The organism is Achromobacter spanius, from assembly GCF_029637605.1.
Taxonomy (GTDB): Bacteria; Pseudomonadota; Gammaproteobacteria; order Burkholderiales; family Burkholderiaceae_B; genus Achromobacter; species Achromobacter spanius_E.
In genome coordinates this window covers 3,430,545-3,454,517 of sequence record NZ_CP121261.1, presented here as the reverse complement: position 1 = coordinate 3,454,517, position 23,973 = coordinate 3,430,545, and the positions used below count along the sequence as shown (strand labels likewise).

Sequence of the window (23,973 nt, the reverse complement as noted above, 5' to 3'; positions counted from 1 at the left end):
TGCCCGGTTTCATTTTCGAACGACGAGGCGGCATGGTTTTGCTTGGCATGGACAGCGGCATTCTTTTATCAGTAGCGGCAATCGCGCTTCACCGCTTGCGGAGGGCCGCCGCATGCGTCGCCTGACACTTCGATTCATTCTTGCCATCCTGGTGCTGCTGACGCTGTCGCGCCTGGGGCTGGCTTTCTGGATGTGGGACCGCGTGCAAGCGGCTGGCGGCTTGTGGCCGCTGCTGCTGGGCGGGCTGCGCATCGACGTCTGCCTGTTGTCCATGGTGATTGCGCTGCCGGCGGTGTTCTCGCCGTGGTTCGGGCATCGCCCGCTGGCCGCGAGCATTACCGCGTGGTGGTTCCGCGTATGGTGGATGCTGTATGTGCTGCTGGAAGTGTCCACGCCGCAATTCATCGCGGAGTACGACACGCGGCCCAACCGGCTGTACTTCATCTACCTGCTCAATCCCAAGGAAGTGGGGTCAATGCTGTGGCAGGGCTACAAGGGCGTGCTGCTGGCCGCGTTCGTGGTGCTGGTGGTGGCGGCCTGGCTGGCGTTCAAGCTGTTTCCGACACGGTCGCGCGATGGGTTCATGGCCTGGTGGAAGCGGCCGATTGCGTCCTTCGTGATCTTGGCGCTGGTGGTGCTGGGCGCGCGCGGCACTTTGGAACATCGCCCCATCAATCCGGCCAAGGTGGCGTTCAGTTCAGATTCCATGGTGAACGCGCTGGCGCTGAACTCGCTGTACAGCGTGTTCGATGCGGCCTACCGCATGCGGGATGAACGCTCGTCGGCCGCGATGTATCCGAAGATGCCGGTGGACCGCATGAACGCCATCGTCCGCGAAAAGGCGGGCCTGACCGGCGCGCCGCTGGACGCACGCTACCCCAGCCTGCATGAACAAAAGGCCACCGTGCGGCGCGACAAGCCGCTGAACGTGGTGATCATCCTGCAGGAAAGCCTGGGTGCGCAGTACGTGGGCAGCTTGGGCGGACGGGATCTCACGCCCAACATCGACCGCCTGTCCAAGGACGGCTGGATGTTCCACCGCGCCTACGCCACCGGCACACGCTCGGTGCGCGGTATTGAAGCGGTGACGGCGGGGTTCCTGCCCAGCGTGGCCGACGCGGTGGTCAAGTTGCCGCGCTCGCAAACCGGCTTTTTCACCTTGGCGCAGGTGCTGGGTAAACACGGCTACCACTCGCGCTTCGTGTATGGCGGCGAGTCGCACTTTGACAATATGCGGGCGTTTTTCCTGGGCAATGGCTTTGATGAAGTGGTGGACCGGCCCAAGTTCGTGAACCCGGTGTTCGAAGGCTCATGGGGCGCGTCCGATGAAGACATGTTCAATCAGGTAGACCGCCTGCTGCGCGCCGACGGCGACAAGCCGGTCTTCACACTGGCGTTTTCCGTGTCGAACCATTCGCCGTGGGAATACCCGGAAGGCCGCATCAAGCCGGTGGGCGACCCCGCTACTGTGGACAACACGGTGCGTTACGCGGATTGGGCGTTGGGGCAGTTCTTTGAAAAGGCGAAGCAGGCACCGTACTGGAACAACACGGTGTTCCTGGTGATCGCGGACCACGATTCGCGTGTGTATGGGTCAATACCCGTGCCGGTGCGCCACTTCCAGATACCCGCGCTTTTCCTGGGCGCCGGCATCGCGCCGCGCCAGGACGAACGCTTGGTGAGCCAGATCGACATGGCGCCGACGCTGCTGTCGCTGATCGGCCTGGACAACGTGAACCCGATGCTGGGCGCCGACCTGACGCAACGCGACCCGAACCGCGCGATCATGCAGTACGCGGACAACTTCGGGTATTTGCAAGGCGACAAGCTGCTGGTGTTGGAACCCGCGAAGGAACCCCGCGAATTCCGATATGAAGCGGCGCCGGTTGGGCAAAATGAAACGTATGCGCCCGTGCAGCCGGCAGACCCGGCGTTGACGGAAGAAGCGCTGGCGCATGCGCTGTGGGCAAGCTGGGCGTATCGGAAAGAAAAATATCGGCTGCCGTGATGGGATGTGACGTGTCGGCTGCTGGGCAGGGTTTCTCGCGTCGTGATGAAGTCGTGGTCGCGTAGGATGGGTGAAGTGCGAGAACCCTTCACCCAAGAACTCCATTTCCGATCGCACGTAACCCATCACCCCGCAAGCGATAGATCTTTCCTATACGCAGTCATGATGGGTTGCGCGCGGCGAATGCCGGGGTTCTTCTCCCCGGCTTGCCGCGCTTCACCCATCCTACAGTTTGGCGGGTAGCACCACGCCGGACGATTGGCCGAAGCCGATTTTCGGGTATCCCGCCTTCTCGCACGCGGCGCGCATGATGATCTGGTCGCCATCTTGCAGGAAGGTGCGCTTTTCGCCCCAGGGCAGATCAATCGGCGTCTTTCCGCCATTGCTCAATTCCAGCAAGGATCCCGCTTCCGACGGCTGCGGGCCGGACAGCGTGCCCGTACCCAGCATGTCGCCCGGTTGCAGGTTGCAGCCGTTCACCGTGTGGTGCGCAATCAGTTGCGCCACGTTCCAGTAAGCGTCGCGGAAATTGCTGCGCGACAAGGTCACCGGCGGCTGCTTGGCGTCGCGCGATTGCGCGGTGGTCATCAGCACTTCCAGTTGCACGTCATAGGCGCCCTTGGCGCGGTTGACGTCGGAGGCCAGGTACGGCATCGGCTGCGGTTCGGACGGGCCGCGGTTGTACTGCGTGCGGAACGGCTCTAGCGCTTCCATGGTCACGATCCACGGCGAGATCGTCGACGCGAAGTTCTTCGACAGGAAGGGCCCCAGCGGCTGGTATTCCCAAGCCTGGATGTCGCGCGCCGACCAGTCGTTCAGGATGCACAGGCCAAACACGTGGCCATCGGCGTCGGCCAAGTCGATGCGATCGCCCTGGGCGTTGCCGGTGCCCACGAAGATGCCCAGTTCCAGTTCGTAGTCCAAGCGGGCGCACGGGCCGAATTGCGGTGTGTCGCCTTCGTTCGCGGGGCGGGTCTGGCCCACGGGGCGCGGAAACTTCTGGTCCACGCCGATGCTGGACGCGCGACCGTGGTAGCCGATGGGCACCCATTTGTAGTTCGGCAGCAAGGGGTTGTCCGGGCGGAACTGCTTGCCAATCGCGGTGGCGTGGTGCACCGAGATGTAGAAATCGGTGTAGTCGCCGATGCGCGCGGGCGTGGTGTGCTCAGCGTCGGCTTGCGCAACCAGCAGCGGCTCGACCACGTTGCGCAACGCGGCGCCTTCGCGCAGCGCGCGCGACAAGGCCAGGCGCAGGGCGCTCCAATGTGCCTGGCCCAAGGCCATCAATGCATTCAGGCTATCGCTGGCGCAAGCGGCCAGCGCCTCGGCGGCCTGACCTTCAAACGGCTTTGCCGCTGCCAGCGCGGCCAGGTCCAGGATCTGGTCGCCGATTGCCACGCCAGGGCGGAACGATTCGTTCGTGCCCTTGCGGCGGAAAGCGCCGTAAGGCAGGTTCTGCACCGGGAAGTCAGACGTGCCGGTGTTGGCGCTGGCGACCCAGCTTTTCAAGGACGGGTCGTGGGTTTCGTTGATCGAGGTGGTCATGGCTGCATGTCTCGTTGATGTGTGTGTTGGGGGCGGCAAGCCGAACAAATGCTAAACGTTGAATAACAAAGGGTGAACGCCGACCGTTGAACGCCAAACGGCGATGCGTTTGCGCGCATCGCCGTGAGCGTGGGTCAGCGAGGAATCGCCGTCACGCCTTGTTGGGATCGAAGTGCTTCACGATGCCCTGCCAGCACCGGTAGTAATCGCCTTGCAGGTCTTTGGAAGCCAGCGCCTGCGCGGTCGGACGAATCACCCGGCGCGTTTCAAACATGAACGCCATCGTATCGCGGATGTAGTGGGCGCTGTGCGTGTCGGCGTGCGAGGCCTTTTCAAACGTCTCGGCGTCCGGGCCGTGGCCGCTCATGCAGTTATGCAGGCTGGCGCCGCCGGGCGCGAAGCCATCGGCCTTGGCGTCGTACACGCCCTGGATCAGGCCCATGAATTCGCTGGCCACGTTGCGGTGGAACCAGGGCGGACGGAAGGTGTCTTCCATGGCCAGGACGCGCGGCGGGAAAATCGCGAAGTCCATGTTGGCCGTGCCCGGGGTGTCCGACGGCGCGGTCAGCACGGTAAAGATCGACGGGTCCGGATGGTCGAAGCTGATCGAGCCGATGGTGTTGAAGTGGCGCAGATCGTACTTGTAGGGCGCGTGCGTGCCGTGCCATGCCACAACGTCCAGCGGCGAATGGTCGATGGACGCGCGCCAGAAGCCGCCGGTGAACTTCGCGATCAATTCAAAGTCGCCTTCGACGTCTTCGTACCAGGCCACCGGCGTCTTGAAGTCGCGGGCGTTGGCCAGGCAGTTTGATCCGATGGGGCCCAGTTCGGGCAGGCGCAGGGCCGCGCCGAAGTTCTCCAGCATGTAGCCGCGCGCTTCGCCGTCCAGCAGTTCGACGCGAAAGCGCACGCCGCGCGGGATCACGGCAATTTCCAGGGGCTCAAGATCAATCAAGCCCAGTTCGGTAGCCAGGCGCAACCGGCCTTGCTGCGGCACCAGCAGCAGTTCACCGTCGGCGTTGTAGAAGTAGCGACCTTGCATCGACCGGTTGGCCGCGTACAGGTGGATGGCGACGCCGCCCTGTGCGTCGGGGCCGCCATTGCCGCCCCAGGTTTTCACGCCTTCCAGAAAGTCGGTGGGGGCGGCGGGAATCGGCATCGGGCTCCAACGCAGCTGGTTCGGCGTGACCGGACCGTGGCCGAACGTGCTTTCCCAGCCCGCCGCGCCGTCAAACGCTTCAAACGGCTTGTGCTGCGCGCCCGGGCGGATGCGGTATAGCCAGGAACGGCGGTTTTCGTTGCGCGGGGCGGTGAAGGCGGTGCCGGAAAGCTGTTCGGCATACAGGCCGTAGGGACATTGCTGGGGCGAATTGCGCCCCACGGGCAGGGCGCCGGGCAGCGCCTCGGTAGCACAGTCGTTGCCGAAACCGGTCAGATATTGCAGTTCCATGGAATCCTCCTGGGTGGCGGCGCGGTGCGTGGCCGCGCGGTCGGTATGGGGCCGTCTGCAAAAACAGCGGCAATGGGCCATTGTCGGAAAAATTCACCACCACGGCTACGGGAATGCAAAAATACAGACTATAAATTTTGTGAATAGTAGGGGGCGGCTATGGCCGAACTGCGCGACGTCGATTTGAATCTGCTGATCCTGTTCCAGCACTTGCTGGAAGACCGCAACCTGTCGGCCGTGGCGCGCCGCATGGATCTGACGCAACCCGCCGTCAGCAACGCACTGCGTCGCCTGCGCGAGGCCTTTGGCGATGAGCTGTTCGTGCGGACCGGACAGGGCATGCTGCCCACACCCCGGGCGCAGCGCCTGGCCGGCCCTGTCAGCGAAGCGCTGACCGTGCTGACGCAGGCGCTGCAAGACCAGGACGTGTTCGACGCCGCGACCAGCAACCGGCGCTTTCGCGTGGCGATGACGGACGTGGGTGAAATCCACTTCATGCCCCGCCTGATGGAAGTGTGCGTGCAGGTGGCGCCGCAGGTGCGCATTGATTCAGTGCGGGTGCAGGGGCCGGACTTGCCGCGCGAGATGGAGTCGGGTCGGGTGGACCTGGCGATCGGCGCGTTCGACGAGATGGGCGCGGGCACAATGCAGCGCATGCTGTTTCGTCAGGGCTACGCAACCCTGTTTCGGCAGGCGCATCCCACGGCGCATGCCGGCATGGGCATCAAGGCGTTTCGCGCGGAACGCCATTTGATCGTGTCGCGCGCCGCGCCCTACGGGCAGGTGAATCAATCGATGGAGCGCGCGGGGGTGGTGCTGGCGGAGCATTTCAGCGTGCCGCACTTTTCGGCCGTGCCGTATATCGTGAGCGCAACGGATCTGCTGGCTACCGTGCCGGAAAAGCTGGCCGCCAGCGCCGCGCCGCCGTTTGGGTTGCGCTTCATGACGCCGCCGGTCAAGGTGCCGGCGCTACAGACGAACCTGTATTGGCAACGCCGGGTTGATCGGGATAGTGGGAATCAGTGGCTGCGTGGGTTGATTGTGAATACGTTTGGGGTGGGGAGATGAATGCGAGATGGTCGCGGGATAAATGTTGGTGATCGTAGGATGGGTGAAGCGCGAAGGACCGGTAAAAAGAAAACCGATATGGAACGCGCGTAACCCATCATGCAGCGTCTGCGTTATGGCTGAATCTTCCAGGAATTCACCGTTGCTTGATGGGTTGCGCGCGTTCGGCGTTTTCGTTCTTCTTTATTTTTTTATCGCGCTTCACCCATCCTACATCCCACCACTGATTCTCGCGCTTGCTGCAATGCTTCGCGCAAGAGTGCCATGTCGCCCAGGTGGTTGGCCAGCAGCAGGATCAGTGCGGCGTTCAGCTCGTGGCTTTGCTCGTTCGTCAGGTCGCGATGCGTTTCGATCAGCGCCTCGTAAAAATCGTCGGGTGCGCTCAGGTTGGTGTCGGTTATCAGCATGATGGTGACCTCTGGAATCAGGCGTGGCCCGTGGCCCGCTTGACGGCGGCGGCAACCGCCTCGGCATTGAAGGCGCGCCAGCGCGCGGCGATGTGCTGGTCGGGGCGAATCAGGTACGTGGTGCCGGGCTGCGCGTCGTAGCGCTTGGCCAGGCACCCTTCGCGGTCGGCCACCACCGGCAGGTCCGCCGACAATCCCGTCACATCGCATTGCGGGTCGACCACCAGCACCGCCTTAACCGGCACCGGGGCCATGCGCAGTGCCTGCAAGGCCGACTGCGTGTCACGGCCGGGCAAGGTGTTGCCGCAGAACACGGCCAGCACGAAGCTGCCGTCTAGTTGCGCCATCCACCAGTCGTCTTCGCCATTCACAGACACCGGCGCATCCAGCGCGACCGCGCCGGGCACCATGCGACCGGTAAAGGCGTCGGCATCCGGTGTGTTCAATGGCGACCCGATGTAGGTCGCCGGCAGCGACAAGCGGCCGCTGTTGACCAGCGACCGCGCAAACGCATGCGTCTTGGCCAGGTTCAACACGGCGTTGCGAAAGCTTCGGCTGATATCGCTCTTGGGCGTGATGAAGTCCGTGGCCCGCGATGAATTCAAGATGTTCTCGTCGGCCGCGTATTCGCGCTCGGCGCTGTAGCTGTCGATCAGCGTCTCGGGCGCCAGGCCCGCCAGCACCAGCTTCAGTTTCCACGCCAGGTTCTCGGCGTCCTGCACGCCGCTGTTCGCGCCACGCGCGCCAAACGGCGAGACGCGGTGCGCGGAGTCGCCCGCGAACACCACGCGGCCGTGGCGGAACTTGTCCATGCGCTCGCACGCAAAGGTGTAGACGCTGACCCATTCCAGGTCGAACTGCGCGTCGGGGCCGAGCAGGGCGCGGATGCGAGGCAGCACGTTTTCAGGCTTGACGGCCTCGACGGGGTCGGCATTCCAGCCAAGCTGGAAGTCGATACGCCACACGTTGTCTGGCTGCCGATGCAGCAGCACGGACTGGTTCGGATGAAAGGGCGGATCGAACCAGAACCAGCGCTCGGTCGGGAAGTCGGCTTTCATCTTCACGTCGGCAATCAGGAAGCGGTCGCGGAAGATGCGGCCATGGCTTTCCTGGCCGATCAGCTTGCGCACCGGCGAGCGCGCGCCGTCGCAGGCAACAAGCCAGTCGGCGTGCAGCGTATAGGGGCCTTCGGGTGTTTCGATGGTGAGGTCCACGCCGGCATCGGTCTGCGTCACGCCCGCGACCTTGTTTTTCCAGCGCAGGTCGATATTGGGTTCCTGGCGCGTCTGCTCGTACAGATAGCCTTCGGCGTAGTACTGCTGCAGGTTGATGAAGGCGGGGCGGCGGTGGCCCGGTTCGGGCAGCAGGTCAAAGCGCCACACTTCCTGTTCACGGAAGAACACCTTGCCCACGTTCCACGACACGCCCTTGTCGATCATGCGTTGGCCGACGCCCAGGCGGTCCCAGATTTCCAGCGTGCGCTTGGAAAAGCAGATGGCGCGTGAACCGGTGGACAAGCGGTAATCGTCGTCCAGCACCACCACTCGCACGCCTTGGCGGGCAAGGTCTAGCGCGGTGGTCAGGCCGACCGGGCCGGCGCCCACCACCACGACCTTGTGCCGCGCCGCGCCCTGGGCGCTTTGGTCGGCGTGCTTTTCATAGGCGAACTCCATCGCCTGAAAGTCGATGTCTCCCACGGCTGTCTCCTGTGTGGGTCATTTTGTTTTTATGTGCGAAGCCGCGCGCCGTCTGGCGACGCGCGGTTCGGTTCTTGCAATTTCAGTCACAGGGCCGCGGGGCAGTAGCCCCAGCGGCCCAGCGGGATCAGCCTTCCAGCTGCGCCCACATTTCCAGATCGCGCTTGTCGGTCCAGATGCGCGGGTGCGTGTGGCCCGAGGCCTCGTCGAAGGCGCGCGACACGTCAAACGGCATGCAGTGGTCGAAGATGACCCAGTCGCTGTAGCGCGGCTTCATGAAGTCGTAGACCTCGCGGTAGATCGTCTTCAGGTCCTTGCCTTCGGCCACGCCGCGGTTCACGGCGCCGTACAGATCGGTCAGGAAAGCGCGCGTGCCCGCCAGGCCTTGGCGCACTTCGGTGGCGTCTTTCAATGCCGGGCCACGTCCGGGCACCATCTTTTCGGCTTCAAAGCCCGACAGCGCGTCCAGCGTGCTGGGCCAGTCGCGGAAGTACGCGTCGCCGCAGTACGGGGTGGACTGGTATTCGACCAGGTCGCCCGCGAACAGGATTTTCTGCTCGGGCAGCCAGGCGATGGTGTCGCCCTTGGTGTGGCCACGGCCCACTTGCAGCAGCTTGACTTCCAGGTTGCCCAGGTTGACGGTCATTTCGCCCTTGAACGTCATCGTCGGCCAGACCAGGCCCGGCGGAATCGATTCGGCGTTGCGGAACAGGCGCGGGAAACGGCCGATTTCGCTGGCCTTGTCCTGCTCGCCGCGTTCGACGATCAGGTCGTAGGTGTCGCGGCTGGCCAGGATTTCCTGGGCGTTGTAGGCCGAGGCGCCAAACACGCGTACGGCGTGGTAGTGCGACAGCAGGATGTACTTGATGGGCTTGTCCGTCACTTCGCGGATGCGGCGGATGACGTCTTGTGCCATGACCGGCGTGGCTTGGGTGTCGATCACCATGACGGCCTCGTCGCCGATGATCACGCCCGTGTTGGGATCGCCCTCGGCCGTGTAGGCATAGGCGTTGTCGGACAGTTTTTCGAACGAGACGACCTTGTCGTCCATATCGGCGTGCGAGGCGAATTGCTTGCTCATGGAGGCTCCTTCCACTGTTATAGGAATAGGTGTGTGGAAGGAATATAGCTTGGCGTTAGTGTTTGTGCAATACGTTCGCTATAAACAAATTGTGCCGCTTTTGCAGGGATTTCCCCAGTAATTTCAGGGTGTTGCGCCTAGTTCCGCTGGCACTTCGGGCAGTAATACGTGGCGCGCTGCCCTTGGACAAAGCGCCGGATGGGCGTTTCGCAGACCCGGCATGGCAGGCCTTCGCGTTCATAGACGGCGGCATGAATCTCGAAGTACGACCCGGGTTCGCCCGTGGCGCCCACGTAGTCCCGCAGCGTGCTGCCGCCGGAAGTCAGCGCGTCGGCCAGGGTGGCGCGCACCATGTCGGCCAGCCGTTCGCAGCGCGCCAGCGACAGCTTGTTGGCGGGGGTCTTGGGGTTGATGCGCGCGCGGAACAGGCTTTCGGATGCGTAGATATTGCCCACTCCCACCACCGCCATGCCCGCCAGCAATACCTGCTTGATGGCGGCGCCGTGGTTCTTGAAGTGGCGATGCAGCCAGGCTCCGTCAAAGCGTGGGTCGAAGGGTTCGATGCCCAGCTTGGCCAGCAAGGGGTGAGCATCGATGGGGCCATCGGCATCGGCGTGCCACAGCACTGCCCCGAAGCGCCTGGGGTCATGCAGGCGCAGGACGGCGTCGTCGAAAATCCATTCGACATGATCGTGCTTGCGCAGGAATTCACCCGGCGCCACGCTGCGCAACGAGCCCGACATACCTAGATGCACAATTTGCGTGCCGTGCTCGAACCTCAGCAGCAGATACTTGCCTCGGCGGGCGCATTCCAGGACGGCGCGGCCACCGATCAGCGCCGGCAGGTCCAAGGGAATCGGCCAGCGCATGCGGGGTTCGTGGATGACCAGGCGCTTGAGCGTCCGGCCGGTGATGACGGCGTCGATTCCTCGGCGCGTAGTTTCGACTTCAGGCAGTTCCGGCATGAGCCAGTGTAAGATCATCAATTGCGTGTACGAAGATTGTGCCATCAACCGGACGGGCCGCGTGAAGTCGTCTTTTAAACAAATGAATATCGGGATCGCCGTGTTGGCGCTTGCGCTGGCAACAGGTTTTTCGCTGCCGGCCCAGGCGGCCGACAGCCGGACGCGAGATGCAACCGGGCCACGCATGGCCCCGCAGAACCGTCAGCCTGAAACCGAAGTGATCCGTCTGCGGCCGGGCCAACTGCCCTATGTTTCGCTGACCGGCGACATCTTCTATCGCGTCCTCGCGTCAGAAATCGCCGCCCAGCGTGGCATGTACGGCACGGCGGCGACCACCATGGTGGGGCTGGCCCGCGACACAGGCGACCCCCGCCTGGCCCGGCGCGGGCTGGAATTCCAGTTGGCGGGCGGCAACCTGCCCGGCGCGCTGGAAGCGGCCCGGGTCTGGGCGCGCCTGTCTCCCAACGATGTCGAAGCCAGTTCCACCGAACTGGCGCTTGCCGCCGCCAATGGGCAGACCAAGGGCCTGGCGCAGGCGCTGCGCAACCGCATCGACGCCTCGCGCGACAAACCGGCCGCCATCGGTCAGGCGCTGGCCGTGCTCAGCCGCCTGAACGACCGCCGCCTGGCGCTGCGCATTCTTGACGAATCCCTGAGCGACAGCGTGCGCAAGCTGCCCGCTGCCCATCTGGCCTTGGCCGACGTGGCGTCCGCCGCGGGCGACTACGAACGCGCCGCGCAAGAATCCCGCGCGGCGCTGGCTGCCGATCCCAAATCCGAACCTGCCGCCCAGCGCGTGCTGGAATACGGGTTCAAGGTGGATCCGCAACGCGCGCAGGCCGAGGCCCGCACCTATATCAACCGCAATCCCGGCGCCCGCAAGGTTCGCCTGATGCTGGCGGGCCAGTTGGCCGACAGCGGCGACTACAGCGGGGCGCTGGCTGAATTGCAAGCCATGTCGCGCCGGTCGCCGGAAGACTTCGATCTGCTCTTCATGCAGGCGCAACTGGCTTACAAGGCCGGCCAACTGCCGCAAGCCAAGAACCTGCTTCAGCAGTATCTGGAAGTGCAGCACCAGCGCCAGCGCGCCACGGTGCCGGGCGCCACCGACGCCGGCGCGGCCGCCGCCGACGCGCACGTGCTGCTGTCGCGCATTGCCGAAGACCAGGGCAACTACGACGAAGCCATCAATGAATTGGGCCGCATCGACGACCCTACGCTGCGCTATTCCGTGCGCATGCGCCAGGCGGCGCTGCGCGCCAAGAGTGGTCGCGTCGACGACGCGCTGGTCATGATTGACGCGGCCGGCCCGCAAGACGAAGAGGAACGCACGCTGGGCGTGTTGACGAAGGCGCAGATCCTGCGCGACGCCGATCGCGTACCCCAGGCGATCAGCACGCTGGAAGCCGCCGACGAAGCCCTGCCCGACACCGTTGAAATCAAGTACGAACTGGCAATGCTGTACGAACGCCAGAACCGGCTGGATGATCTGGAACGCATGCTGCGCCAGGTCATTGCGCTGGACCCGGACCACGCGCACGCCTACAACGCGCTGGGCTACACGCTGGCGGACCACAACAAGCGCCTGCCCGAAGCGCTGGACCTGATCACCCAGGCGCTGGAACTGTCGCCCAATGACCCATTCATTCTGGACAGCATGGGCTGGGTCAAGTACCGCATGGGCGAATCCGAGTCCGCGGCGGAATACTTGCGCCGCGCCTACAGCGTGCGCCCTGAAGCCGACATCGCCGCTCACCTGGCCGAAGTGCTGTGGAGCCAGGGCAAGCGCGATCAGGCCATGGAACTGCTGCGCGCCGCGCTGATGAAAGATCCCAAGAACAAGACCGTGCAGGATGTGGTCAAGCGCTTGGGAGTCAACCTGTGACGATGTTTGCGATGCGCAGCCTGGCCGGCTTTTCTGGCTGGCTGCGCCTGGCGCTGCTGACGATGCTGGCCGTGGCGCTTGCCGCCTGCACCACCACGCCCAAACCCATTGAAGGCGCCAGCGCCGACGCATTTTCACGCATCGGCCGCTTTGCCATTACGGTCAACGAGGAAGGCGGCAAGCAGAATGCCGTGCAGGGCGGTTTTTCCTGGTCCGACGACGGCCAGCGCTATGTGCTGGACCTGACCAATCCGCTGGGCTCAACCGAAGCGCGCGTGGAAGGGCGCCCCGGCGCGGCCAGCCTGACCAAGGCCGACGGCACCCGCCTGCAGGCCGACAACCCCGACGCCCTGGCTGAAGAAGCGCTGGGCAGCAGCATGCCGGTGTCGGGCCTGCGTGATTGGCTGCGCGGCAGGCTGCCGGCCGATCCGGAAGCGTCTGACGTCGCCCGTGACGAACTCGGCCGGCCCACGTCGTTCGAGCAAGGCGGCTGGCGGGCCAACCTGTCGCGCTATGACAACCTGGGCCCGCGGATGCTGGTGCTGCAGCGCCAAGAGCCGGGCCGCCGCATCATGGTGCGGCTGGTGGTCAACCAACCCTGAGCATCAGCGCGTGGCGGGCAGGCTGCTGGGTTCGGGGTTGTCTCGGACCAGCGCCTTGTACAAGCTGACCATGTAGCACAGCAAGATCACGGAAAAGGGCAGGCCGCACAGCACCACCGCCGTCTGCATTGCATTGAAATTGCCTGCCAGCAGCAGGCCCACCCCCAGCATTGTCGTCAGCGCCGCCCAGAAGACGCGCAACCAGATGGGCGCGTCGTGGCCGGCGTCCGCGTTGCGGGCCGACAGGTTGGCGATCATCAGCGTGCCTGAATCGACCGGCGTCAGGAACAGCATGAATGACATCACCACGCCCACGCCGGCCACAAACTGGGTCATCGGCAGGTATTCCATCAACGTGTAGAACGCCATCGGCGGATCGGCCATTGCCATCCGGCCCAGGCTGACCGCACCGTCGTTCAGCACCAGGTTGATGGCGGTATTGCCAAAGATGGACAGCCAGGCCAGCGTGAAACCCAGCGGCACCAGCATCACGCCGAAGATCAATTCGCGGATCTGGCGGCCACGCGAAATGCGGGCGATGAACATGCCAACGAACGGTGCCCAACCGATCCACCATGCCCAATAGAAGATGGTCCAGGCACTGGTCCAGCGCACGGCCTTGCGGTCGTACAGGTAGAGGTCAAAGCTTTTGCCCAGGAACGCGTTCAGGTAATCGCCCAGGTTCTGCACCAGGCCGTCCAGCAGCAGGCGGGTCGGGCCGGCCAAGAAAACGAACAGCAGCAACAGGCACATCAGGCCGGTATTGACGTTGGACAGGATGGCGATGCCGCGCTTGATGCCCAGCGCCGCCGCGCCCGTGGCGACCACCATCATGATGATCACGATAGGCACCTGGACGGCGGCGGTGTTCGGCACGCCCCACAGGTACGTCAGCCCCGCATGCAGCAGCAAGGCGCCCAGCCCCAGGTTGGTGACCATGGACACGATGGTGGCCAGCACGCCAAAACCGTCGACCGCGTGGCCCACGCCTTTGGGCAACTGCTTGCCGGATAGCCCCTGCAAGGGCGAGCGCAGCGCCAGAGGCTGCTTGTGGCGGTACGCGAAATAGGCCAGCGCGGTGGCGGTCAGGGCGTAGAGCGTCCAGCCGTGGATGCCCCAGTGCAGGAAGGTCAGGGTCAGTGCGTTGCGCGCGGCTTCCTGGGTACCGCCCGCGCCGGTGGGCGGCATCAGGAAATGGTCCAGCGGCTCGTAGACGCCGTAATACACCAGCGCAATGCCGATGCCGGATGAGAACAGCATGGATACCCAGGACAGATAGCTGAATTCCGGTGACTCGTCGTCATCGCCCAGGCGTAGCGCGCCGTGTCGCGATAGTGCCAGCCATAACGCAAAGCCCACGCTGACGGCCATGGCCAGCATGTAGTACCAGCCGAAATGCGCCGCCACCAATAACTGGGCGGCTTCAAGCCAGGCTTGCGACGCGCCGGGCCGCACGATGAGCAGGGCGCCGATAAGCAGCACGGCGCCGGACGCGCAGAGGAAAACGATGGGGTTGGTGTGCGCAAGCCAGCCGCGCCTGGGCGGCGCGGCCCCCGATGCCAGCGCCGTGGTTTTTTGATCTTGCTGCACCGCTGTCTCCCCGTGTGGTGATACTGCCGTGGTGCTTCCGATGTGCTGCTTCTGATATTGCTGCTTCCGATACTGCGTGGTGGTGTCTGCGGGACCTTACTGTTTTTATATTGAATGATCAATTAATATAAATTAGACTCGACCGCACCCGGCCGGGCAGTCCAGGGTTGCGCCGAAGTCGTCCCAGTCGTCCCCGCCCCTTTCGCTCCCGCCCTCGCCAGCCCAGGAACCGCGCGCACCATGCCAAAAGTCGGAATGCAGCCCATCCGCTGCAATCAACTCATCCAAGCCACGCTTGAATCCATCGACCAGGTCGGCTTGGCGGAAAGCTCCATCGCCCATATCGCCCGCGCCGCCAAGTTGTCCACCGGCATCATCAGCCATTACTTCGGCGACAAGGACGGCCTGCTGGAAGCCACCATGCGGGAATTGCTGCGCAACCTTCGCGACTCGGTGTCGCGTGCGCGGCAGGGTGCCAAGGCCACGCCCCGCGCGCAACTGCGCGCCATCATTGACGGCAACTTCGTGCCCACCCAGGTATCACGCAGCGCCATGCGCGCTTGGCTCACCTTTTGGGCCGCCAGCATGCACCAGCCCCGCCTGCGCAGGCTGCAACGCGCCAACGACCGCCGCCTGTATTCCAACTTGTGCTGCCAATTCCTGCGCGTGTTGCCGCTGGCGCAAGCGCGAGACGCCGCGCGCGGCCTTGCCGCCCTGATCGACGGCCTGTGGCTGCGTGGCAGCCTGCAGGGCGCGGACTTTGCCAGCGACAAGGCGCGCGACATTGCTTACGACTATGTGGACCTGCTGCTTGACCGCAGCCAATTCAAGGGCGAGCCGGCTTTGGGCCCGCCCTTACTTTGACAACAGGACAGATTCCCATGCCCTTGCCCATCCAGCAACTCTACATCCACGGCCGGCGCACCAACGCCATCAGCAGCAAGACCATCACCACGGTTAACCCCGCCAACGGCGCGGTGCTGGCGGAAGTGCAGGTGGCCGCGCGGCAGGACATAGACCGCGCGGTGGCCAGCGCGCAGGAAGGGCAGAAGGCATGGGCGGCGCGCACCCCTGCCGAGCGCGGGCGCGTGCTGCTGAAGGCGGCGCAGATGCTGCGCGAACGCAACGACGAATTGGCCGAGCTTGAAACGCTGGATACGGGCAAACCGCTGTCCGAAACCCGTACTGTCGACATTGCCACCGGCGTGGACGTCATCGAGTATTACGCGGGGCTGGCGGCGGCGGTGGAGGGCATTCAGGTGCCTCTGCGCGAATCCAGCTTCTTCTACACGCGCCGTGAACCGCTGGGCGTGATCGCAGGAATAGGCGCGTGGAACTATCCCATCCAGATTGCCATGTGGAAGTCCGCCGCGGCCTTGGCCACGGGCAACGCCATGGTGTTCAAGCCCGCCGAGATCACGCCGTTGACGGCCTTGCGGCTGGCCGAGATCTACACGCAGGCGGGCGTGCCCAACGGCGTATTCAACGTGGTGCTGGGCAGCGGCCGTGAAATCGGCGACTGGCTGACCGGCCACCCCGGCGTGGCGAAAGTGTCGTTCACGGGCGGGGTGGACACCGGCAAGCAAGTCATGGGCGTGGCAGCGGCAACACTCAAGAGCGTCACGCTGGAACTCGGCGGCAAGTCCGCGCTGATCGTGCTGCCCGACGCCTGCCTTGAGCGCGCCGCCGACATCGCGGTCATGGCCAACTTCTTCAGCTCGGGCCAGGTATGCACCAATGGCACGCGCGTGTTCGTGCACCGATCGCACAAGGCGGCGTTCGAAGCCGCCGTGCTCGAACGGGTGGCCCGCATCCGCATCGGCGATCCTTTCGATCCCCGCACGAACTTCGGCCCGCTGGTCAGCGCGGCGCACATGGACCACGTGCTGAGCTGGATTGAAATCGGCAAGCGCGAGGGCGCCAAGCTGCTGGCTGGCGGCGTGCGCTTGATGGAAGGCGCCTTGGCGAAGGGAGCTTACGTGGCGCCCACTGTGTTTTCGGATTGCGAAGACCGTATGGAAATCGTGCAAGAGGAAATCTTCGGCCCCGTCATGAGCATCCTGGCGTTCGACACCGAAGACGAAGTCGTGCAGCGCGCCAATGACAGCCGCTACGGTCTGGCGGCGGGCGTGGTCAGCCGCGATCTGGCCGCCGCGCATCGCGTTGCGCATCGCTTGCAGGCGGGCATTTGCTGGGTCAACACCTGGGGCGAATCGCCTGCGCAAATGCCGGTGGGTGGCTATAAGCAGTCTGGCCTTGGCCGCGAAAACGGCATGGACGCGCTGGCCCAGTACACGCAGACAAAATCCGTGCAGGTTGAACTCGGCCCTTTCGCGTCGGTGTTCTGATCGTACTGACGATTCGGCGACGGGTGCCCGCCACGCTGGCGGGCGGCCCGATTTCTGCACGTGTTCGGGGGGAAGAAAATGTCCATCAAGCGCGAGTACGACTACATCATCATCGGCGCGGGATCGGCGGGCAACACGCTGGCCGCGCGACTGACCGAGGACCCAGGCACGACCGTGCTGCTGTTGGAAGCCGGGGGCCAGGATCACAGGCTGGATTTCCGAACGCAGATGCCGGCCGCGCTGGCCATGCCCCTGCAGGGCAGGCGCTACAACTGGGGCTACAAGACAGACCCGGAACCCCATCTGAACGGCCGCCGCCTGGATTGTGGGCGCGGCAAGGGGCTGGGCGGGTCGTCGCTGATCAACGGCATGTGCTACGTGCGCGGCAACGCGCTGGACTACGACCACTGGGCGCGCATCGATGGCCTGGCGCATTGGGACTACCTGTCCTGCTTGCCGTACTTCAAGAAAGCCGAAAGCCGCGACGTGGGCGCTTGCGACTATCACGGCGGCGCGGGGCCGGTCAGCGTCACCACCCCCAAGGCCGGTAACAACCCGCTGTTTGCGGCGATGGTGGCGGCGGGCGTGCAGGCGGGATACGCGCAAACGCCGGATATGAACGGCTATCGCCAGGAAGGCTTTGGGCCGATGGACCGCACGGTGACGCCGCGCGGCCGGCGTGCCAGCACCGCGCGCGGCTATCTGGACCAGGCGCGCGGGCGCGCCAACCTGACGATCGTCACACGCGCCTGGACCGATGTGATCCTGTTTTCCGGCAAGCGCGCCGAAGGCGTGGCCTGGGAGCAGCACGGCCAACATCATCGCAGCTACGCGCTGCGTGAAGTGCTGTTGTGCGCGGGCGCCATCGCTTCGCCGCAGATCTTGCAACGTTCGGGCGTGGGGGCGGGCGGCATGCTGCGTGGCATGGGCATCGCCGTGCAGCATGAGCTACCGGGCGTGGGGGAAAACCTGCAAGATCATCTTGAGCTATACGTTCAGTACGAATGCAAGCAGCCCGTGTCGCTGGCCCCGTCGCTGAAGCTGCACAATCAAGCGGCGATCGGCGCGCAGTGGCTGTTCACGGGCACGGGCATCGGCGCAAGCAATCAATTTGAAGCGGGTGGCTTCATACGCAGCCATGACGATTTCAAATGGCCGAATCTGCAATATCACTTTCTGCCGATTGCCATCAACTACAACGGGTCCAACCCCATCAAGGTGCATGGTTTTCAGATGCACGTGGGTTCCATGCGATCGCCCAGCCGCGGGCGCGTACGCATTCGTTCGCGTTCGCCGCGCGACCATCCCAGCATCCTCTTCAACTACATGTCCGACGCGCAGGACTGGCGCGAATTTCGTGCCGCGCTGCGCATCACTCGCGAGTTGTTCGCGCAGCCCGCCCTGGCGCAATACGCCGGTCGAGAGATCTCGCCCGGCGCGTCTCTCAGCAGCGATGCGGACCTGGATGCCTTCGTGCGCGCGCACGCGGAAACCGCGTACCACCCATCGTGCTCAAACAAGATGGGCGCGGCGTCCGACCCAATGGCGGTGGTGGACGGCTACGGCCGCGTGCACGGGCTGGAGGGCTTGCGCGTGGTTGATGCGTCGATCATGCCGGACATCGTCACGGGCAACCTGAACGCGCCGGTCATCATGATGGCCGAGAAAATCGCCGACCACCTTCGCGGCCGCACGCCGCTTGCGCGCGCCGACGTGCCTTACTACACGGCGCAAGGTCCGGCGCGTGGCTAGAATGTGGGCTTGTCCCGCACGCATCGGCTGCTCTCTGTGACTCTGTACGACGTTCCCGCTCCCGCCAAGCTGAACCTGTTCCTGCATGTGGTGGGCCGCCGCGCCGACGGCTACCACTTGCTGCAAACCGTCTTCCGCTTCATCGACCTGTGCGACACGCTGCATTTCGACGCGCGCGCTGATGGCGTCATCAGCCGGGCCACCGAGCTTGCCGGCGTGTCCGAAGCCGATGACTTGACCTTGCGTGCCGCGCGCGCCTTGCAGCACGCCACCGGCACGCGCCAGGGCGTGCAAATCGGCCTTGAGAAACGTATTCCGCAGGGCGGTGGGTTGGGAGGTGGTTCCAGCGACGCGGCCACAGTGCTGATCGCGTTGAACAAGCTGTGGAACACCGGGCTTACGCGGCGCGAGCTCATGGATCTGGCCTTGCCCCTGGGGGCCGACGTGCCGGTCTTCGTGTTCGGGCAATCGGCGTTCGCGGAAGGCGTGGGCGAGGCACTCACTGCCGTGACGCTGCCTGATCGCGCCTATCTGGTGGCGCAACCGGACAGCAGCGTGCCGACGGTTGGAATATTCTCAGCCCCCGATTTGACAAGGGATTCTTCTTACATCACAATAGCGGACTTTCTTGCTTCGCCAACTTTTTCCTTCGGGAAAAACGACTTGGAGCCGGTGGTTCACCGTCTTTATCCTGAAGTTTCCAGGGCATCGCGGTGGCTTGCAGAACAGGGTTACCCTGTACGCATGTCGGGATCAGGCGCGTGTTTATTCGCCGAATTCTCTGAACTTTCCGAAGCCGTTTTGGCGAAAGCAAAAATATCCGCTATAATGCGCGGCGCTGTTGAAACAAACAGCACATCGCATCCACGGTTTCGGTTAGTGCAGGCTTGTACTGGTTTAACTGAACATCCGTTGCGGAATTGGATTGCAAGATAGTTGGGGAGTCGCCAAGCTGGTTAAGGCACCGGATTTTGATTCCGGCATGCGAAGGTTCGAATCCTTCCTCCCCAGCCAACCGAATACATAAAAAAGCTGTTGAACACGCCTGTAAGACACTGGCCCGGGTTCAGCAGCTTTTTTATTTTCCGGATCCGCTGGTGTTTTCACCCCGCATCACTCGTTAGTGTCTTACAACGACCATCGCATCATCCATCATGGCAAACGATAGCTTCATGATCTTCACGGGCACGGCCAACACTCGGCTGGCCGTGGACGTAGTCAACCACCTCGATATGTCCCTGGGCAAGATGACCGTTGGTCGCTTCTCAGACGGCGAGGTGATGGTCGAAATCAACGAGAACGTGCGTGGCAAGGACGTCTTCGTCCTGCAGCCCACCTGTGCGCCCACCAATGACAACCTGATGGAAATCATGGTCATGGTCGATGCCCTGCGCCGCGCGTCGGCCGGCCGCATCACCGCCGCGATTCCGTACTTCGGCTACGCCCGCCAAGACCGCCGCCCGCGCTCGGCGCGTGTCGCCATCTCGGCCAAGGTCGTGGCCAACATGCTGCAAGTGGCTGGCGTTGACCGCGTCCTGACGATGGACCTGCACGCTGACCAGATCCAGGGTTTCTTCGACATTCCCGTGGACAACATCTACGCCGGTCCGATCTTGCTGGGCGACATCTGGCGCCGCAATTTCTCGAACCTGGTCGTGGTGTCCCCGGACATCGGCGGCGTGGTTCGTGCCCGCGCGCTGGCCAAGCAACTGGAAGCCGACCTGGCCATCATCGACAAGCGCCGTCCGCGCGCCAACGTGTCGGAAGTGATGAACATCATTGGTGAAGTCGACGGCCGCACCTGCATCATCATGGACGACATGGTCGACACCGCCGGCACGCTGTGCAAGGCGGCCCAGGCCCTGAAAGACCGCGGCGCCGGCGCCGTTTACGCCTATTGCACGCACCCCGTGCTGTCGGGCGGCGCCATTGACCGCATTGAAGCGTCGGAACTGGACGAACTGGTCGTCACCGACACCATCCCGCTCTCCGAGCAAGGCCAGGCCAGCGGCAAGATCCGCCAGTTGTCGTGCGCCGCGCTGTTGGGCGAGACCATTCTGCGTATCTCGAACGCGGAATCGGTCAGCTCGCTGTTCGTCGACTGACGCGCTTCGCGTAGGTCGGGCCACACAGCCCACCCAAGTTTTTGCACCTTGCTGGTCGCGGCAAGGCGCAATCAACACGGCGCGCATGTTGCGCGCCGTGCCGTTAACTGGTGAAGCCTCTTCACCTTATTTTGTTTTTGGAGTTTTCCATGAAATTCATCGCCACTGCGCGTAGCGTCCAGGGTTCGAGTGCGAGCCGCCGCCTGCGCCGCGCGGGCCGCGTTCCCGCCATTGTCTATGGTGGTACGGCTGCCCCCCTGAACATCGAACTCGACCACAACGAGATCTATCACGCCCTGCGTAAGGAAGAATTCCACGCATCGATCCTGCAAATGCAGCTCGAAGGCTCGAAGGATGAGCAAGTGTTGTTGCGTTCGGTTCAATGGCACGCCTACAAGCCGCAAGTCCTGCACGTGGACTTCCAGCGCGTGGACGCCAACCAGGCTCTGCGTACCAAGGTGCCGCTGCACTTTGTCAACGCCGAAATCTCGCCCGCTGTGAAGCTGGCCGGCGCCATCATCAGCCACGTGACGACCGAACTGGAAATCACCTGCCTGCCGAAGGCTCTGCCCCAGTTCATCGAAATCGACCTGACCAACATCCTGGCCGGCGCTTCGATCCACCTGGCCGACATCAAGCTGCCCATGGGCGTCACCTACGTGCCCCACGGCGGTGAAGACAACCCGCTGCTGGCTGCCGCCATCGTCAAGGGCGGCGGTGCCGCCGCTGCCGACGAAGCCGAAGAAGCTGCCCCGGCTGCCTAAGTCTTCTCGGAAAGCCTTCGGGCTTTCCGCGGCTTGTGCCGAAACCCTGCGTGTGCATTTGCATGCGCAGGGTTTTTTGGTTTAAACACCCTCCATCATGTCTATTCCCATACGCCTCATTGTGGGATTGGGTAACCCCGGTCCCGACTACGAAACGACCCGGCACAACGCCGGCTTCTGGCTGGCCGACCATCTGGCGGACGATCTACGCACTTCTTTTGCGCTTGAGAAATCTTTTTTCGGCATGGTCGCCAAGTCGCGCCTGGGTGCGGACAACGTGCTGCTGCTCAAGCCCATCACCTATATGAATAAATCCGGCCAGGCCGTTGGTGCCTTGGCGCGCTTCTACAAGCTGGCGCCCGAACAGGTGCTGGTCTTGCATGACGAACTGGACCTGCTGCCCGGACAGGTCAAGCTCAAGCAAGGCGGTGGCCATGCGGGGCACAACGGCTTGAAGGACATACAGGCCGTGCTGGGCAGCCCCAACTTCTGGCGGCTGCGCATCGGCATCGGCCATCCGCGCACGCTGGGCCTGGCCCAGCAGGTGGCTGACTTCGTACTGCATCCCCCGCGGCGCGATGAGCAGAAAGAAATCGATGCCGTCATTGATCGCTGCCGCGCCGTGGTGCCGGCGATGCTGGCAGGCGATTTCCCGCTGGCCACGCGCCAACTGCATAGCGGCAACGTTGCCGGATGAACAACCTTCCGCCGTCCACGCCCGCTGGTAAAACCCGCTTTCGTTCAGAGGTTGCGGATTTCTGGCGCTACATCCGCCACCCGCGTCCGCTGTCGCGCGTGTCGGGGCGTGCGGCGGGGCGTGTGGGCAATGGCTTTCTGGCCGACTGGTGGCCGGGCATCCGCCCCGGGCGTCTCTTGGCCTGGGCAGGGTTGCTGTGGGCGTTGAATCTTTTTGCGCTGGGTCCCGTGGCCGTGATGGCTGCTGGCCTGGGCGGCGCCACCCACCGCATCGACCCGGCCAACCTGCCGTGGCTGACGGCGGTTATCTGGGCGCCGCTGGTTGAAGAAATGCTGTTTCGCTACGGCTTGCGCCGGCCTTTGCAGGCGCTTTGGTTGGTGCCCGCATTGATGCCCGTGGTCTTGTATGGCCCGCAACTGTGGACGGGGCTGCTGCTGGCGGCTTTTATGTTGCTGGCCTGCTGGGGCGTGCGTCCGCGCGACACGATGCTGACGGGCTGGGACACGACGTGGCGGCGCTATTACCTCAAGCACTTCGGCCTGGTGTTCCATCTGGTCGCGCTGACTTTCGCCGCGGTTCACTTGACCAACTTCGTCTATAGCAAGACGCCGTACTGGCTGATGCCGCTGCTGGTGTTGCCGCAATGGCTGACGGGGCTGGTGCTGGGCTGGATGCGCGTGCGACGCGGCATCGGCGCGGCCATCCTGCTGCACGCCACGTTCAACGCCGGCCCCATTTTGATGATCTGGGCCGTCATGCGTTGGGCGCCATCCATCGCCAAATAGCGGGGCCGTATCGCCGGCCCTGACGAAACTGCCCCGGGGCGCGCCCGGGGTAAACTAGAACGTTAACGATCACTACCGTACTTACACAGGATTCCCATGGCTCTGCAATGCGGCATCGTCGGCCTGCCCAACGTTGGCAAATCGACTCTCTTCAATGCTCTGACCCGCGCCGGCATCGCCGCCGAGAACTATCCGTTCTGCACCATCGAACCCAACGTCGGTGTGGTCGAAGTGCCGGATCCGCGTCTGCAAAAGCTGGCTGAAATCGTCAAGCCCGAGCGCATCCTGTCCGCCACCGTCGAATTCGTGGACATCGCGGGCCTGGTCGCCGGCGCAAGCAAGGGCGAAGGCCTGGGCAACCAGTTCCTGTCGCACATCCGCGAAACCGACGCCATCGTCAACGTCGTGCGCTGCTTCGAAGACCCCAACGTGATTCACGTGGCCGGCAAGATCGACCCCATTGCCGACATCGAAGTCATCGAAACCGAGCTGGCCCTGGCCGACATGCAAACCGCTGAAAAAGCGCTGCAGCGTCATCAGAAGACCGCGCGTTCCGGCGACAAGGAATCGCAGCGCATCGTGGCCGTGCTGGAAAAGTGCGTGGCCCAATTGAACGAAGCCAAGCCCATCCGCGCGCTGGACCTCAGCCCGGAAGAACACGCCGACATCGCCCAACTGTGCTTCATCACCGCCAAGCGCGCGATGTACGTGGGCAACGTGGCCGACGACGGCTTCACCAACAACCCGCTGCTTGACCGCCTGACCGAATTCGCCGCCGCGCGCAACGCGCCGGTCGTCGCCATCTGCGCCGCCATCGAATCCGAAATCGTCGACCTCGATGACGCCGACCGCCAGGCCTTCCTGTCCGACATGGGCATGGAAGAACCGGGCCTGAACCGCCTGATCCGCGCCGCCTTCAAGCTGCTGGGCCTGCAAACCTACTTCACGGCAGGCGTGAAGGAAGTGCGCGCCTGGACGGTGCCCATCGGCGCCACCGCCCCGCAAGCGGCCGGCGTCATCCACACCGACTTCGAACGCGGCTTCATCCGCGCGCAAACAATCGCCTACGAAGACTTCATCACGTACAAGGGCGAGCAAGGCGCCAAGGAAGCCGGCAAGATGCGCGCCGAAGGCAAGGAGTACATCGTGCAGGATGGGGACGTGATGAATTTCTTGTTTAACGTGTGACATCTCGCCCATTCCCCCGCAGCGAATATCTTGCCG

General features: G+C 63.9%; 20 protein-coding genes and 1 tRNA gene. 14 read left to right on the top strand and 7 right to left on the bottom strand.

Annotated features, from left to right (window positions below; all coding sequences use genetic code 11):
• Positions 1 to 112 precede the first annotated feature (112 nt).
• Complete coding sequence (locus tag P8T11_RS15400) at positions 113 to 2,008, top strand: LTA synthase family protein (RefSeq protein WP_268081140.1); 1,896 nt, start codon at positions 113 to 115, stop codon at positions 2,006 to 2,008.
• Between the two features lie 225 nt (positions 2,009 to 2,233).
• On the opposite strand, the gene fahA is transcribed toward P8T11_RS15400, so the two are convergent.
• Together fahA and hmgA are read right to left on the bottom strand one after the other, a co-directional pair.
• Complete coding sequence (gene fahA / locus P8T11_RS15395) at positions 2,234 to 3,553, bottom strand: fumarylacetoacetase (RefSeq protein WP_268081141.1); 1,320 nt, start codon at positions 3,551 to 3,553, stop codon at positions 2,234 to 2,236.
• A gap of 151 nt (positions 3,554 to 3,704) precedes the next feature.
• Positions 3,705 to 5,003, bottom strand: coding sequence for a homogentisate 1,2-dioxygenase (hmgA, locus tag P8T11_RS15390; protein ID WP_268081142.1), 1,299 nt, complete (start codon positions 5,001 to 5,003; stop codon positions 3,705 to 3,707).
• A gap of 159 nt (positions 5,004 to 5,162) precedes the next feature.
• Between hmgA and P8T11_RS15385 the strand changes: the two genes are divergently transcribed.
• Positions 5,163 to 6,071, top strand: a complete 909-nt coding sequence (locus tag P8T11_RS15385; RefSeq protein ID WP_268081143.1) for a LysR family transcriptional regulator — start codon at positions 5,163 to 5,165, stop codon at positions 6,069 to 6,071.
• Positions 6,072 to 6,262: 191 nt separating this feature from the next.
• Here the strand turns inward: P8T11_RS15385 and P8T11_RS15380 are convergent, their stop codons facing one another.
• The 4 genes from P8T11_RS15380 to mutM form a co-directional block, all read right to left on the bottom strand.
• Positions 6,263 to 6,478, bottom strand: a complete 216-nt coding sequence (locus tag P8T11_RS15380) for a DUF2783 domain-containing protein (protein WP_268081144.1) — start codon at positions 6,476 to 6,478, stop codon at positions 6,263 to 6,265.
• A gap of 17 nt (positions 6,479 to 6,495) precedes the next feature.
• Complete coding sequence (locus tag P8T11_RS15375; protein WP_268081145.1) at positions 6,496 to 8,175, bottom strand: FAD-dependent oxidoreductase; 1,680 nt, start codon at positions 8,173 to 8,175, stop codon at positions 6,496 to 6,498.
• Positions 8,176 to 8,302: 127 nt separating this feature from the next.
• Entirely contained in the window at positions 8,303 to 9,256 is a 954-nt protein-coding gene (locus P8T11_RS15370) for an MBL fold metallo-hydrolase (RefSeq protein ID WP_100854456.1), read from the bottom strand.
• 137 nt (positions 9,257 to 9,393) lie between these two features.
• Positions 9,394 to 10,221, bottom strand: coding sequence for a bifunctional DNA-formamidopyrimidine glycosylase/DNA-(apurinic or apyrimidinic site) lyase (gene mutM / locus P8T11_RS15365; RefSeq protein WP_268081146.1), 828 nt, complete (start codon positions 10,219 to 10,221; stop codon positions 9,394 to 9,396).
• Between mutM and P8T11_RS15360 the strand changes: the two genes are divergently transcribed.
• Together P8T11_RS15360 and lolB are read left to right on the top strand one after the other, a co-directional pair.
• Positions 10,220 to 12,106 carry a tetratricopeptide repeat protein gene (locus tag P8T11_RS15360; RefSeq protein WP_268081147.1) on the top strand — a complete coding sequence of 629 codons (1,887 nt, stop codon included), beginning with the start codon at positions 10,220 to 10,222 and terminating at the stop codon, positions 12,104 to 12,106. The two genes, mutM and P8T11_RS15360, sit on opposite strands and share 2 nt — an antisense overlap.
• Before the next feature lie 2 nt (positions 12,107 to 12,108).
• Positions 12,109 to 12,708, top strand: coding sequence for a lipoprotein insertase outer membrane protein LolB (gene lolB / locus P8T11_RS15355; protein ID WP_418910329.1), 600 nt, complete (start codon positions 12,109 to 12,111; stop codon positions 12,706 to 12,708).
• Positions 12,709 to 12,711: 3 nt separating this feature from the next.
• Here the strand turns inward: lolB and P8T11_RS15350 are convergent, their stop codons facing one another.
• Positions 12,712 to 14,298 (bottom strand): BCCT family transporter, encoded by a 1,587-nt coding sequence (locus P8T11_RS15350; protein ID WP_268081148.1) that lies wholly within the window; start codon positions 14,296 to 14,298, stop codon positions 12,712 to 12,714.
• 240 nt (positions 14,299 to 14,538) lie between these two features.
• On the opposite strand from P8T11_RS15350, the gene betI reads away from it, so the two are divergent.
• The 10 genes from betI (at position 14,539) to ychF (ending at position 23,937) form a co-directional block, all read left to right on the top strand.
• On the top strand, positions 14,539 to 15,162 hold the full coding sequence (gene betI / locus P8T11_RS15345; protein WP_268081149.1) for a transcriptional regulator BetI: 624 nt from the start codon (positions 14,539 to 14,541) through the stop codon (positions 15,160 to 15,162).
• 17 nt (positions 15,163 to 15,179) lie between these two features.
• Positions 15,180 to 16,646, top strand: a complete 1,467-nt coding sequence (gene betB / locus P8T11_RS15340; protein ID WP_268081150.1) for a betaine-aldehyde dehydrogenase — start codon at positions 15,180 to 15,182, stop codon at positions 16,644 to 16,646.
• Between the two features lie 78 nt (positions 16,647 to 16,724).
• Positions 16,725 to 18,398 carry a choline dehydrogenase gene (gene betA, locus P8T11_RS15335; RefSeq protein ID WP_268081151.1) on the top strand — a complete coding sequence of 558 codons (1,674 nt, stop codon included), beginning with the start codon at positions 16,725 to 16,727 and terminating at the stop codon, positions 18,396 to 18,398.
• A 36-nt stretch (positions 18,399 to 18,434) separates the two neighbouring features.
• Positions 18,435 to 19,334 carry a 4-(cytidine 5'-diphospho)-2-C-methyl-D-erythritol kinase gene (ispE, locus tag P8T11_RS15330; protein ID WP_268082347.1) on the top strand — a complete coding sequence of 300 codons (900 nt, stop codon included), beginning with the start codon at positions 18,435 to 18,437 and terminating at the stop codon, positions 19,332 to 19,334.
• Between the two features lies 1 nt (position 19,335).
• Positions 19,336 to 19,412: transfer RNA gene (locus tag P8T11_RS15325), tRNA-Gln, on the top strand.
• Positions 19,413 to 19,552: 140 nt separating this feature from the next.
• Positions 19,553 to 20,503: a ribose-phosphate pyrophosphokinase gene (locus P8T11_RS15320; RefSeq protein ID WP_006227587.1), complete on the top strand. Its 951-nt coding sequence runs from the start codon at positions 19,553 to 19,555 to the stop codon at positions 20,501 to 20,503.
• A gap of 149 nt (positions 20,504 to 20,652) precedes the next feature.
• Positions 20,653 to 21,267, top strand: coding sequence for a 50S ribosomal protein L25/general stress protein Ctc (locus P8T11_RS15315; protein ID WP_268081152.1), 615 nt, complete (start codon positions 20,653 to 20,655; stop codon positions 21,265 to 21,267).
• Between the two features lie 97 nt (positions 21,268 to 21,364).
• Positions 21,365 to 21,964 (top strand): aminoacyl-tRNA hydrolase, encoded by a 600-nt coding sequence (gene pth / locus P8T11_RS15310; RefSeq protein ID WP_050448047.1) that lies wholly within the window; start codon positions 21,365 to 21,367, stop codon positions 21,962 to 21,964.
• The gene (locus P8T11_RS15305; protein WP_268081153.1) at positions 21,961 to 22,749 is read left to right on the top strand and encodes a CPBP family glutamic-type intramembrane protease; all 789 of its coding nucleotides are present in this window, start codon (positions 21,961 to 21,963) and stop codon (positions 22,747 to 22,749) included. The genes pth and P8T11_RS15305 overlap by 4 nt, the downstream gene beginning before the upstream one ends.
• Positions 22,750 to 22,845: 96 nt before the next feature.
• Positions 22,846 to 23,937 (top strand): redox-regulated ATPase YchF, encoded by a 1,092-nt coding sequence (gene ychF / locus P8T11_RS15300; protein WP_050448045.1) that lies wholly within the window; start codon positions 22,846 to 22,848, stop codon positions 23,935 to 23,937.
• Positions 23,938 to 23,973: the final 36 nt, after the last annotated feature.